This window comes from Bilifractor sp. LCP21S3_F8, from assembly GCF_052117805.1.
GTDB lineage: Bacteria > Bacillota > Clostridia > Lachnospirales > Lachnospiraceae > Bilifractor.
Genome location: NZ_JBQKIK010000003.1, coordinates 69,582 through 81,766 on the forward strand (window position 1 = coordinate 69,582; position 12,185 = coordinate 81,766).

Here is a 12,185-nt window from a genome sequence, read left to right on the forward strand (position 1 = left end):
AACGGTGTATTATAATATCTATGTTATTTGTAAGCAAAGGAAGGAGGATGGGTAGATGGGATTATTTACCTTTAAGGGTGGCGTTCATCCGTATGAAGGCAAGGAATTGTCAGCGGAGAAACCGGTTGAAGCCATAAAACCCGGAAAAGAATTAGTCTATCTGCTGTCACAGCACATTGGTGCTCCGGCGAAACCGATCGTTGCAAAGGGAGACCGGGTTCTTGTCGGGCAGAAAATCGCCGAGGCGGGCGGCTTCGTCTCTGCGCCGATTCATGCATCCGTATCCGGTACGGTAAGCAGAATCGAAAAGAGGAAGAATGCCACCGGCGGTTATGTCGATGCTATCGTCATCGAAAATGATGACCTGTACGAAAGCGTCAGCTTTGAGGAGGCTGACCCGGAAGCTTTGTCCAGGGAAGAAATCCTGAACAGAATCCGGGAGGGAGGAGTCGTCGGGATGGGCGGCGCAGGCTTCCCGACAGCCGTTAAGCTCTCTCCGAAGGATCCGTCCGTCGTGGATCATATCCTCGTGAACGGTTCGGAATGTGAGCCTTACCTGACCTCGGATTACAGATGCATGCTCGAGTTCCCGGAGAAAATTGTCGGAGGCCTGGAGATCATTCTGAAGCTGTTCAAGCCGGAATGCAAGGGAGTCATCTGCATTGAGGACAACAAGCCGAAGGCAATAGAGGTCATGCGAAAGGCAGCAGCGGGCAAAAGCCGGATCAGCGTTGCCGTCATGAAGACAAAATATCCGGAGGGAGCGGAGCGATGCCTGATCAACGCGATTACCGGCCGCTATGTCAATTCCAGAATGCTCCCGGCAGACGCCGGATGTGTCGTCGATAACATCGATACCGTCATTGCCGTGTATGAGGCGGTAAAATACGGAAGGCCTGTCATCGACCGCGTCTTCACCGTCTCTGGCGATGCGCCTGTGAATCCGAGGAATTTCCGCGTTCCTGTCGGCATGAATTACGCGGAAATCATTGAGGCGGAGGGCGGTTTCAAGTCCACGCCCGAAAAGGTAATTTCCGGCGGTCCCATGATGGGATTCGCTCTCTACGACCTGAACATCCCGGTTACGAAGACCTCAGGCGCGATTACCGCTTTCCTGCAGGATGAGGTTTCGCGTTCGACGCCTTCCGCCTGTATCAACTGCGGCCGCTGTGTAAAGGGCTGTCCCGCAAGACTGCTTCCCTGCAGGCTGGCAGACTTTGCGGAGCATAATGACGCAAAATCCTTTGAAGAATACTACGGACTGGAATGTGTGAACTGCGGTTCCTGCAGCTATTCCTGCCCGGCAAAGCGCCCGCTTGCCGCGGAGATCAATATGATGCGCCAGACGGTACTTGCCAATAAAAGGAAGAAAAAATGAGGGAGGTTCAGGAGAATGAATGAAAAATATCAGGTTTCTGTCTCACCTCATGTAAGAGACAGTATTTCTACACGGAAGATCATGCTTTTCGTGATCATTGCACTGCTCCCCGCCAGCATCGTGGGAGTCCTGAATTTCGGGCCGTATGCCCTGTTGATTCTGTGCCTTTCCGTGGCGTCCTCGGTCGCTGCCGAGTACTGCTACGAACGGATCCTGAAGAAACCTGTCACCACCGGAGATCTCTCCGCAGTCGTCACCGGGCTTCTGATCGGTATGAATATGCCGCCGCAGATTCCGTGGTGGATCCCGGTCATCGGATCAGTATTCGCGATTATTGTTGTAAAGCAGGTTTTCGGAGGACTTGGACAGAACTTCATGAATCCCGCACTCGGAGCCAGATGCTTTCTTCTCATTTCCTTCTCCAGTGAAATGACGAACTATGCAGCCGGCCACGGAATCACCTCGCTGGTGACAAAGGTGGCTTCCACCACGGACGCGCTCTCCGGAGCAACCCCGCTTGCGTACCTCAAGACCGGCGCTCATTTTGATCTCAGCGCACTTTTCCTGGGAAATGTTCAGGGTGTTATCGGTGAGACCTCCGCAATTGCCCTTCTCGCCGGAGGAATTTTCCTTCTGGTGATGCAGATCATTGACTGGAAGATTCCGGTCATCTATCTGGGCAGCTTTGCGGTTCTGGTGCTGATTACAGCGGCAGCCAGAGGCTACAGCAATCCGCTTGAATTCACTGCGGAAGAGCTCTGCGCCGGAGGCATTATGCTTGGCGCATGGTTTATGGCGACGGATTATGTCACATCACCGATCACGCCGAAAGGCCAGGCAATTTACGCGGTGTTCCTTGGTGTCATGACCTGGCTCTATCGCATGATCGGCAACAGCTCCGAAGGTGTTTCCTACGCGATCATCCTCGCGAACTGCATTGTTCCGCTCATTGAGCGTTATACACGTCCGAGAGCCTTCGGCATCCAGAAAGACAAGAAACAGAAGGAGGCAGGAAAGGCATGAGCAAGAAACAGACATCTGTCGTTCATGACACAATCATCATTACTGTGATCACCGTGGCAGCAGGTCTTCTCCTCGGCGCTGTACACGGAGTGACTGCGGGACCGATTGCTGCCCAGGAGGCATCCGAGAAAGCCGCTTCCCAGAAAGAAGTTTTTGAAAACGCGGACAGCTTCAAGACCATATCGGATTTTGACCAGAGCGATTTCCAGTCATATCTCGACAAGGCCGGACTGGACAAGACCTCGGTCAGCGACATCAGCGAGGCCGATGATCAGAACGGAAACAAGCTCGGATATGTTGTAGACGCGACCAATAATGAGGGCTACGGCGGCGCGATTGAGCTGATGGTAGGCATCACAACAGATGAATCCGGAAGCCTTACCATAAACGGAATCTCCTTCCTCTCCATCTCAGAGACCGCCGGCATGGGCATGAAAGCGAAAAACGACGAGTTCAAAAATCAGTTCAACAATCTGAGCCTTGGCGACAACACGGAGATTGAATATACCAAGACCGGAAAAAGTGCGGACAACCAGATCGATGCGATCAGCGGCTGCACAGTAACGACAAACGCTGTAACCAAGGCCGTCAACGGTGCTCTGGCTGCAGTGGAATATCTGGAGGGAGGCAGTGCATCATGAAATTGAAGAAAAACTCTCCGGCAGAACGGCTCTGGAACGGACTGTTCGTCGAAAATCCGGTATTTGTTCTGGTTCTCGGAACCTGCCCGACCCTTGCGACGACGACTTCCGCAATGAACGCGATCGGCATGGGACTTTCTACCACCGTGATTCTGGCGCTGTCAAACCTGATTATTTCTGCGCTCCGCAAGATCATTCCCGAGCGGATGCGGATGCCGGCGTATATCGTCGTAATTGCTTCCTTTGTAACCATGGTCGACTTCCTGATGGAGGGATTCACACCTGCGCTTTACGCATCACTGGGCATCTATATCCCTCTGATCGTCGTGAACTGCATTATCATGGGCCGTGCCGAAGCGTATGCCGGCAAGGAGCCAATGATCCCATCCTTCTTCGACGGTCTCGGAATGGGAATCGGTTTCACCGTGGCAATTTTCTGTATTGCCTCGATCCGTGAGATCATCGGTGCCGGCACCTGGTTCGGCATGCAGGTTATGCCTTCCGGATACGTTCCGGTAAATATCTTCGTCCTCGCTCCCGGCGCATTTCTGGTTTACGCCTTCCTTGTCGCCGTGATGAACAAGCTGAAGATCGGCGCAGGCCGCCGTCCGAAAAAGGACTGGGATCCCACCGAGAAAATCTGCGGCGATTGTCTGAGCTGCATGAAGCTCGGAATCTGTGACGAAAAACCGGAGTCCTGCTCCGAAACACCCGCACAGACCATCGCGCGCAGCAAGGGAACCGTCGCGGATGCAATTGCGGCACCTGCCGCCGAAAAGTCTGCCGCACAGACGGCAGCTCCCTCATCTGAGAAAAAGGAGGCGACTAAGTCATGACATTACTTCTGCTGGCTGTAAATGCCTGCCTGATCAATAACGTCGTCCTCAGCCAGTTCCTCGGCATCTGTTCGTTCCTTGGCGTGTCCAAGAAGCCCGATACCGCGGCCGGCATGGGAATGGCGCTGACCTTCGTACTGACTCTTTCCAGTCTCGTCTGCGGAATTCTGTACCATTTTCTTCTGGTTCCCTTCGGGCTGGAATATCTGAAGACCATTGTATTTATACTGATTGTTGCGGCCCTGGTTCAGTTCGTGGAGATGTTCCTGAAAAAATTCGCAAAGGCACTCTATGACGCACTCGGGATTTATCTTCCGCTGATCACCACAAACTGTGCGGTACTGGGAGTCGCGCTGATCAATGTGCAGAAGGATTACAGCATCCTCACAGGTACCGTTTACGGCTTTGCCACAGCGATCGGCTACACGATTGCAATCATTATTCTCGCAAACATCCGTGATAAGATGGTAAACAACGATGTTCCCGAATCCTTCCGTGGATTCCCGATCGTAATGATCACTGCCGCTCTGATGTCGATCGCATTCTTCGGATTCTCAGCACTGAAGTAAAGCGTAAAGGAGGTTATGGTTATGAGCGTAAGTACTATACTGGCGGCAACGCTGATGGTCGGCGGCGTCGGTTTATTCGTCGGCATCTTCCTCAGCTTTGCCAGTAAGGTCTTTGCCGTTCCTGTTGATGAGAAGGAACAGGCAATCGCAGAGGTCCTGCCCGGGGCGAACTGCGGCGGCTGCGGATTTTCGGGTTGCGCCGCTCTGGCGGCTGCAATCGCGTCAGGAAACGCGCCTGTCAATTCCTGCGTGGTGGGACAGAAACCCGTTGCCGATAAGATCGCGGAGATCATGGGAACTTCTGCCGGAAGCGATGAGCGGAAGGTCGCCTTTGTCCGCTGTGTCGGGGACTGCGAGAAAACAACGGAGAACTATGTTTACACGGGACCAAAGTCCTGTAATGTCGTAAAATTTGCGCCCACGGGAGGCCCGAAGTCCTGCCGGTTCGGCTGCACGGGGTTCGGCGAATGCGTCCAGGCGTGTGAATTTGGCGCGCTCTCCATTCAGAAGGGAGTCGCCCATGTGGACGAGGAGCTCTGCAAGGACTGCAAAAAATGTATGGCAGCCTGCCCGAAGGGACTGATCATAGAGGTTCCGTATCATTACGTATCGCATATCGGATGCGTCAATCCGGAGAAGGGAAAGCCGGTCATGAACAACTGCAAGATCGGCTGTATCTCCTGCCAGAAATGTGTGAAGACATGCCCGCAGCAGGCAATCGAGATGGCAGGCGGATTCCCGGTCATCGATTACGGCAAATGCACAAACTGCGGAGAATGCAAAGCAAACTGCCCGCGCAAGTGCATTGTCTGATACGTCCGCTCCGGAATTTCGAACAGAACCATTGTGCTGTACCGTAAATTTCGGGTAGAATCGTTGCGATTGTACCGTAAATTTCGCACAGAACCGTTGCATCTGTAAATATTTGTGATATTCAGATATCTTTCAGAGGCCGCCGCACATACGGCGGCCTCTTTTTACCCGAACAGTGAGACACATCAATCCCCCTGTTCCGGTGCAGACAAGAGGTTTATTTATGAACAGAAAAAACTTCGGACGAAATGATTTACTCCTGATTCTCTGCATTTTCACCGCCGCGGTTCTGATGCTTGCTGCATATTCCCGGTATATGAGTCATGCCGATACCCCTATGCTCGAGATCACCGTTGACAACAGAGTATTCGGCACTTACGATCTGAAGCATGACACTGTCATAAAAATTAATGACACAAATGTCTGCGAAATCAGAGATGGTGCCGTGCGAATGATCTCTGCAGACTGTCCGGATCAGATCTGTGTCCATTCCGTGCCGATCACCGCGAATGGAGGCAGCATTGTCTGCCTCCCGAACCGAGTGGTTCTTAAAATTATAAACGCTGATAGTTCCGGCTCTTCGCACGCTTCCCGGAGTACGGGCACCGAAGGCAAAGACATCTCCTCCGGGCAGGATACCGCCGGCATCCATTCCTCATCCGGTCAGGGAACAGATAAAAACAGCTCTGTATCCGGACAGGAGACCGATCACTCCGATTCTTCCACAGAAGATACAGATTCTGAGCCGTCCTCTCCGGAAATTGATACACTGGCAGAATAACCACGTCGGGACAAGAAAGGCAGAACGCATCATGGATCAGAGAAACAAATCGAAAAGAGCAGCATATCTTGGCCTTATGACCGCACTTGCCATTCTCTGCGGATACATCGAAAGCCTTATTCCCTTCAGCTTCGGAATACCCGGCATCAAGCTCGGGCTCTGCAACGTGGTCATCCTGATCGTGCTTTTGCTGTTCGGCTGGAGGGAAGCCGTGCTCGTATCCGCTGCCAGAGTCGTGGTGATCGGTTTTCTCTTCGGTAATCTGTTCAGTATCGCGTACAGCATGGGCGGAGCCATGCTCAGCATTCTCGTCATGGTTCTGCTCATCCGCACTGGAAAATTTCACGAAACCGGCATCAGCGCAGCCGGCGGAGCCGCTCACAACATCGGCCAGATTCTGGTCGCATATCTTGTCACCCCCGATCTTCCCCTTCTCTGGTATCTCCCGATTCTGATGATTGCCGGCCTCATTACCGGAATCCTGATAGGCATTGCGGTCTGGGCAGTTCTCCTGAGAGTTCCGTCTTTTCCAAAGCAAATCTGAGATTCTGCTGCGTTTATTTCCCGGACTCGTTTAAAGCCGCCGTGTGAAAGGCTCCCGGATGCGCAGATTTGCGCTTGATTATAAGAGAGTGTATAATAAAGCCCTGAACTTATGAAAAAGCAGCCCGCTGTTTGCGCGGGCCTTCGATGGAACATTTTTATCAGTTCCACGGATACCGGCAACTCGCTGTTCGCGCGGACTTCCGATTCGGACAGAAGATGAAGGCAACGGAGAAACCGATTATGAGAAAATTTCAGAGCATTCAGTCATATACCGCGCATGCGAAACGACGTCGGCGGCTATATCCCCGGATCGTCCCCTGTGTCCTCTGCGCCGCGCTCATTCTGGGCAGCTTATCCGCCGGATGCGGCATACCCTCCGGAGCTTCAGCGGCCCGGGGAACTTCCGCGGATGCGGAGATGGCTGAGGATGCCGGGACATACTTTGACACGGTAATTGACATCCGGGTATACGGGAAACAGGCTGAAAAGCTGCTGAAGGGCTGCTTTTCCATCTGTGAAGAGATGGAGAATACCCTTTCCGCACAGAAGGAGACCAGTGAGCTGTACAAGCTGAACCACCGCTCTGCCACCACCGTTGAGGTCTCGGACGACCTTGCGGAATGCATCCGCAGAGGACTCCAGTACGGTGAGATGTCCGACGGCGCGTTTGACATCACGATCTATCCGGTAAAAGAGCTGTGGGATTTTGAGGGAGACACCGATGATCCGGAGGTTCCGGACGACGCAGATATTCAGAAGGCTCTTAAGTTTGTGGACTATCGAAAGGTTCACATCGATGGCAATACGGTAACCTTTGATTCTCCAGATACGAAGATCGACCTCGGCGGAATCGCCAAAGGGTACATCTCACTGAAATTAAAGAACTATCTGAAGAATAACGGCTGTACCTCCGCTCTGATCAATCTGGGCGGCAACGTGAGCGTCCTCGGCGAAAAGCCGGATGGCAGCCCGTTCGTCGTCGGAATCCAGAAGCCGTTCGCTGACCGGGGAAGTGTTCTGACCACCATTAATGCCACAGATGACAGTGTGATATCCTCCGGCGTGTATGAGAGATATTTCCGGAAAAACGGCAGGCTCTATCATCACATTCTGGATCCGAAAACCGGGTATCCGGCAGATACCGGCCTGAACCAGGCCACGATCATCGGAACCGATGATGTACTCGGGGACGCTCTTTCCACCATCTGCATCCTGCTCGGCCGGGACAGGGCGGAAGAACTGATCCGCAAAAACAGCCTGGATGTCACCGTACTGTTTACAGATACCGACAATCAGATGAGCTGGTATCCGGAGCCGCTCTCTGACGCGTCTGACTCGGCTTCATCCGTCTCATCACCCTGACAGACCGATGAATGAAAGGATATCCTCCGTCATCAGCGGACAGGCTGACGCTCCTGACGCACCCTTTTCCGATGTCAGCATTTGACAGAAAAGACACTCACTTATTCGGCATTTCTTTATGCCGGACGGCTGCGTCCATGGATAATCACAGGAGATAAAAAGTATTGAAGATCATACATTGTGCGGATCTGCATCTTGATTCCAGAATGACCTCTATTTTAAGCGCGTCAGAGGCGCGGGAGAGAAGAGCGGATCTGTTGAAGACGTTTATGAACATGGTCCGGAGCGCAAGCGAAAGCTCCGTAAAGGCAATTCTGATCAGCGGAGATCTGTTTGACTCCGAGCATATATCCGCGAACGCGAGAAACACGGTATTCGAGACGATCCTTACGCATCCCGGAATTCTTTTCTTCTATCTCACGGGCAACCATGAGCGCGACGGTTTTCTCAACAGGCTTTCGCGCCGGCCGGACAATCTGCTCACGTTCGGACCGGGATGGAGAACCTATACGATCCGTTTAGACCGCGCCGGAAGACCGCACGCGGAGCCCGCAGAGGAGGAGGATCCTGCCGGGGGAAGGATTACGATCAGTGGTCTGGAACTGAATGAGGCAAATGCGCCGGTCGCTGCAGCAGGTCTTCATCTCTCTCCGGAGGATTTCAATATTGTCATGCTGCACGGTCAGGTGGCAGATTATCCCGTTAAGGGAAGACCGGAAATCATTGGCCTGCATCAGTACGCAAACAGAAATATCGATTATCTGGCTCTTGGGCATGTTCACCGGTATCATCAGGATGTCCTTCCTCCCGGCGGCGCATGGTGCTACCCCGGCTGCCTTGAGGGAAGAGGCTTTGATGAGTGCGGGGAACACGGCTATGTTCTTCTTGATATTGAGGACAGGAGCGATTCACGGCAGCAGGAGGTTCCGGAACCGCACAGCCGCAAACCTTCCGGGAACGGATTTGTCCTGAATGGAAGCTTTGTGCCGGTGCCCCAGCGTCATTTTCATGAGGAATCCGTAGACATTACGGACTGCGCCAGCACGCCGGTGATCATCTCGAAGATGGAGCGGCAGCTTGATTTTCCGGCAGAAGATCTGGTAAAGGCAATATTGACCGGAACTCCCGATGTGAGCGGTGAGAAAAATCTGGTACAGATTCAGAATTATTTTAACGCCAGATTTTTTGTCTTCCGCCTGGAGGACCAGACCAGACCCGCGGTGGACTATAACGCCTATGCGCTCGACGCTTCACTGAAGGGAGAATTCGTGCGGACCGTAGAAGAGGACCCGGACCTCCCGGAGGAGAGAAAGGCAGAAATCATCCGCTGCGGAATCCTTGCGCTTGCGGGGGAGGATACAGATCTATGAAATTAATCAGCTGCCACATTGAAAATTTCGGCCGCCTCAATAATCTTGACCTTGAATTTCACGACGGACTCAATCCGATTCTCCGGGAAAACGGCTGGGGAAAAAGCACTTTTGCGCATTTTCTGCTGGTCATGTTCTATGGATTTGCAAACGAGCGCAAGAAAAATGACCTGGAGAACGAAAGAAGGCGGTTTGCTCCGTGGCAGAACGGTGTGTACGGAGGAAGCATCACCTTCATCTGGCGCGACCGGAAATACCGTCTGGAGCGGACCTTCGGTCCGAGGGACGGAAAAGAAGACGCTCTGGCACAGTACGATGCAGACACAGGCCTTGTCTGCCGCGACTTCTCTGCCGTTCCCGGCGAGGATATTTTTTCTCTCGACAGGCCATCCTTTGAACGAACGATCTTTATCGGACAGCAGTCCGTTCACACAGATGTAACCGCCGGCATTCATGCGAAAATCGGAGATCTGACCGGAGAACAGGCCGATATGAGCATGTACGATGAAGTGCAGAAACGCCTTAAGACAGAGACCGACCGGCTGACTCCCTCCAGAAAAACGGGTGAAATTCATCAGCTGAAGACTCATCTGGCGGAGCTTTCCGCCACAATTTCCGGAAAATCCGGAGAAGAAGCCGCTTATCACCAGAATAATCTCCGGATCGCTTCTCTTCAGGAAGAGAAGCGGGATCTCCTCTCTCAGCTGGAGCAGCTGCAGAATGATCAGCGTGCGCTGAGTCGTGATAAGGATCTGGGCGCCAGAAGAGAAATCTATGAAAATTTCCGGCGTGAGGAGGCTGCGGCACTGAAGGATCGCGATGACATGCGGAATCAGTTTCCGGATGAGGTTCCGGATCCCGCGGATGTTGATGAGTGGCTGGAGACTGCCAGTTCGCTGGACCGTGTTACAGCTTCGGATCCAAACGATGATCTTTCCCCGGAGCAGCAGCAGGAATATATCCATCTGCGTTCCACCTTCCGGAATGAGGTTCCCGGGGAATCCGCGATTGCCCGTGCGGAGGAGCTGAACCGCAATCTTCAGATCGCTGTTCATCGCGCGTCCAGAAGCCGTCTCTCCCCGGAAGAGGAGAAAAAGCGTCAGGAGGACGCGGACTTTTTCTCAAGTTACCTTCCGGAAAGTGATGAGCTCTCGGAGGCAATCCGGAGCTGGAACCGGAGAAATGCCATTGTGAGCGCGCTGCCGCAGAAAAAAGCAAACGCGCGTCTTCTGAAAAATATGCTGGACCGTAACTCCGGAGAAGAATCGCCGCGACGGCCTGCGCATTCCTTTGCCGGTATCTTTCTGATTTTCTGCGGTATCGCGATGATTGCTGCGGGATTTTTCATCAGCCGCAGTCCGTCCGGAGGCTTCGGAATCCCTGTTGTCGCGCTGATGGGCGCCGGAATTCTCAGTCTGCTCATCGGCTCTGGTCTGGAATTCGTAAACGGCGGAGGCGGGAGATCCAAAGGACGTCCTGCCCGACAGACAGCCACAGATTCCGATGACACTGCCTCTTCTGCTTCCCCGTCCGTATCTTCCGGTGCGCAGCACAGTTCTCTTACGGAATCATCAGAGGAAGAGCTTCGACAGCTTTCCTATGAAATCCGGGCAGATGAAGCAGAAATCGACGAGATCGAACAGACGACCCGGGCTGTTTTTGACCGAATCGGCATCGATGTGCCGCCTGAAGACACCTATCAGACGCTCTATGACCTTCGCGGAAAGGTGAGAGAGTATCAGGAACTTGAGCGCCGGGACGAGAGGTTCCGGTCCGGCGAGGAAAACCGGAACATCAAAGAGATGGAAGATCAGCTGTACCAGTTCCTGACCGCCTTTTATCCCGCTCTCGATGAGGACACCGACATGAGCCAGTCGCTTCAGGAACTGAAGTATGATGTCAGGCGATACCGTGAATTCCTCGACCGCAGGGAAAAACAGCGGCTCGCGGACGACCGCAGAAGCCGGAAGGAAAATGATCTTCGGGAATATCTGCGGAGCATCGGCTATCTGCCGGAACGCGATATGGCGAAGCAGCTCAGCCGCATTCGGGATCAGCTGAGACGGCTTTCCTCTCTCGAGGAAATCTATCAGAACCGTAAGACAGCGCGCGAGCAGTTCGAGGATCGTCACAACATGGGACAGATTCTGGCGGGAGCCTCCGGAACAGGCGTAGGCTATAATTCCGGAAGGCAGGGACAGACGCTGGAAGCCATTTCTGCCCGTCAGGAGGAAATTCACGAAAGAATCTCAGATCTGGAATCGAAAATCCAGTCCTGTCAGAGAGATTCCGAACGAATCAACGGCCGGCTCGAGGAAATCGCGGACGCAGAAAATGCACATGACCTCGGCGAACAAAAGCTGAAAAAGCTTGAGCACCGTTATCAGGTTCTCATGGCAACTCGCCGGTACCTTGAAGAGGCCAGAGCCCGTTTTTCCGCGAAATTCATGGAGCCGGTCCGTAAGGAATACATGAAATACTACCAGCTTCTTTCACCGGGCGACGGAAAGGAATACACCCTCGATGCGGACCTGAACATCCGGGTACGGGAGGCAGGTGCCTCGAGGGATGTCGGTTATCTGAGCGAAGGCTATCAGGACCTGATCGGACTCTGCCGAAGAATGGCAATGATCGATATCATGTACAGGAACGAGAAGCCGTTCCTGCTCTTCGATGATCCCTTTGTCAACCTGGACGACCAGAAACTGACCGGCGCCCGGGATTTTCTGACAAGGATTGCCGAAAATTATCAGATCATCTACCTGACCTGTCAGAATGCCCGGAACTACAGTGAAACTATTCGTCCGTGATCTGCCCGGAATTATAAGGAAGCCATTCGTCCGTGATCTCTTCCGTCCGAGTCCCG

Annotated in this window: 11 protein-coding genes; all 11 read left to right on the forward strand. The window is 53.2% G+C overall.

Annotation, left to right across the window (positions count from 1 at the left end):
- Positions 1–55: 55 nt before the first annotated feature.
- Positions 56–1,378: an electron transport complex subunit RsxC gene (gene rsxC, locus ACTQ3A_RS02415; RefSeq protein ID WP_441493981.1), complete on the forward strand. Its 1,323-nt coding sequence runs from the start codon at positions 56–58 to the stop codon at positions 1,376–1,378.
- Between the two features lie 15 nt (positions 1,379–1,393).
- Complete coding sequence (locus tag ACTQ3A_RS02420; protein WP_441493980.1) at positions 1,394–2,401, forward strand: RnfABCDGE type electron transport complex subunit D; 1,008 nt, start codon at positions 1,394–1,396, stop codon at positions 2,399–2,401.
- The gene (locus ACTQ3A_RS02425; RefSeq protein WP_441099076.1) at positions 2,398–3,042 is read left to right on the forward strand and encodes an FMN-binding protein; all 645 of its coding nucleotides are present in this window, start codon (positions 2,398–2,400) and stop codon (positions 3,040–3,042) included. The genes ACTQ3A_RS02420 and ACTQ3A_RS02425 overlap by 4 nt, the downstream gene beginning before the upstream one ends.
- Complete coding sequence (gene rsxE, locus ACTQ3A_RS02430; RefSeq protein WP_441493979.1) at positions 3,039–3,878, forward strand: electron transport complex subunit RsxE; 840 nt, start codon at positions 3,039–3,041, stop codon at positions 3,876–3,878. The genes ACTQ3A_RS02425 and rsxE overlap by 4 nt, the downstream gene beginning before the upstream one ends.
- Positions 3,875–4,447, forward strand: a complete 573-nt coding sequence (locus tag ACTQ3A_RS02435) for an electron transport complex protein RnfA (RefSeq protein ID WP_441493978.1) — start codon at positions 3,875–3,877, stop codon at positions 4,445–4,447. Before rsxE ends, ACTQ3A_RS02435 begins: the two co-directional genes overlap by 4 nt.
- A gap of 21 nt (positions 4,448–4,468) precedes the next feature.
- On the forward strand, positions 4,469–5,260 hold the full coding sequence (locus ACTQ3A_RS02440; RefSeq protein WP_441487154.1) for an RnfABCDGE type electron transport complex subunit B: 792 nt from the start codon (positions 4,469–4,471) through the stop codon (positions 5,258–5,260).
- A gap of 223 nt (positions 5,261–5,483) precedes the next feature.
- Positions 5,484–6,041, forward strand: a complete 558-nt coding sequence (locus ACTQ3A_RS02445; protein ID WP_441493977.1) for a NusG domain II-containing protein — start codon at positions 5,484–5,486, stop codon at positions 6,039–6,041.
- A 31-nt stretch (positions 6,042–6,072) separates the two neighbouring features.
- Positions 6,073–6,585 carry a Gx transporter family protein gene (locus ACTQ3A_RS02450; protein WP_441487152.1) on the forward strand — a complete coding sequence of 171 codons (513 nt, stop codon included), beginning with the start codon at positions 6,073–6,075 and terminating at the stop codon, positions 6,583–6,585.
- Positions 6,586–6,731: 146 nt separating this feature from the next.
- Positions 6,732–7,949 carry an FAD:protein FMN transferase gene (locus ACTQ3A_RS02455; protein WP_441495233.1) on the forward strand — a complete coding sequence of 406 codons (1,218 nt, stop codon included), beginning with the start codon at positions 6,732–6,734 and terminating at the stop codon, positions 7,947–7,949.
- A gap of 164 nt (positions 7,950–8,113) precedes the next feature.
- Entirely contained in the window at positions 8,114–9,319 is a 1,206-nt protein-coding gene (locus tag ACTQ3A_RS02460) for a metallophosphoesterase family protein (protein WP_441493975.1), read from the forward strand.
- Positions 9,316–12,129, forward strand: coding sequence for an AAA family ATPase (locus ACTQ3A_RS02465; protein WP_441493974.1), 2,814 nt, complete (start codon positions 9,316–9,318; stop codon positions 12,127–12,129). Before ACTQ3A_RS02460 ends, ACTQ3A_RS02465 begins: the two co-directional genes overlap by 4 nt.
- Positions 12,130–12,185 lie beyond the last annotated feature (56 nt).

Excerpts from the sequence above, each read along its gene's own strand:
- ACTQ3A_RS02455 (WP_441495233.1), top strand. The coding sequence starts at position 6,732 with ATGGAACATTTTTATCAGTTCCACGGATACCGGCAACTCGCTGTTCGC.
- rsxE (WP_441493979.1), top strand. The coding sequence starts at position 3,039 with ATGAAATTGAAGAAAAACTCTCCGGCAGAACGGCTCTGGAACGGACTG.
- ACTQ3A_RS02425 (WP_441099076.1), top strand. The coding sequence starts at position 2,398 with ATGAGCAAGAAACAGACATCTGTCGTTCATGACACAATCATCATTACT.
- ACTQ3A_RS02440 (WP_441487154.1), top strand. The coding sequence starts at position 4,469 with ATGAGCGTAAGTACTATACTGGCGGCAACGCTGATGGTCGGCGGCGTC.
- ACTQ3A_RS02445 (WP_441493977.1), top strand. The coding sequence starts at position 5,484 with ATGAACAGAAAAAACTTCGGACGAAATGATTTACTCCTGATTCTCTGC.
- ACTQ3A_RS02420 (WP_441493980.1), top strand. The coding sequence starts at position 1,394 with ATGAATGAAAAATATCAGGTTTCTGTCTCACCTCATGTAAGAGACAGT.
- rsxC (WP_441493981.1), top strand. The coding sequence starts at position 56 with ATGGGATTATTTACCTTTAAGGGTGGCGTTCATCCGTATGAAGGCAAG.
- ACTQ3A_RS02435 (WP_441493978.1), top strand. The coding sequence starts at position 3,875 with ATGACATTACTTCTGCTGGCTGTAAATGCCTGCCTGATCAATAACGTC.
- ACTQ3A_RS02465 (WP_441493974.1), top strand. The coding sequence starts at position 9,316 with ATGAAATTAATCAGCTGCCACATTGAAAATTTCGGCCGCCTCAATAAT.
- ACTQ3A_RS02450 (WP_441487152.1), top strand. The coding sequence starts at position 6,073 with ATGGATCAGAGAAACAAATCGAAAAGAGCAGCATATCTTGGCCTTATG.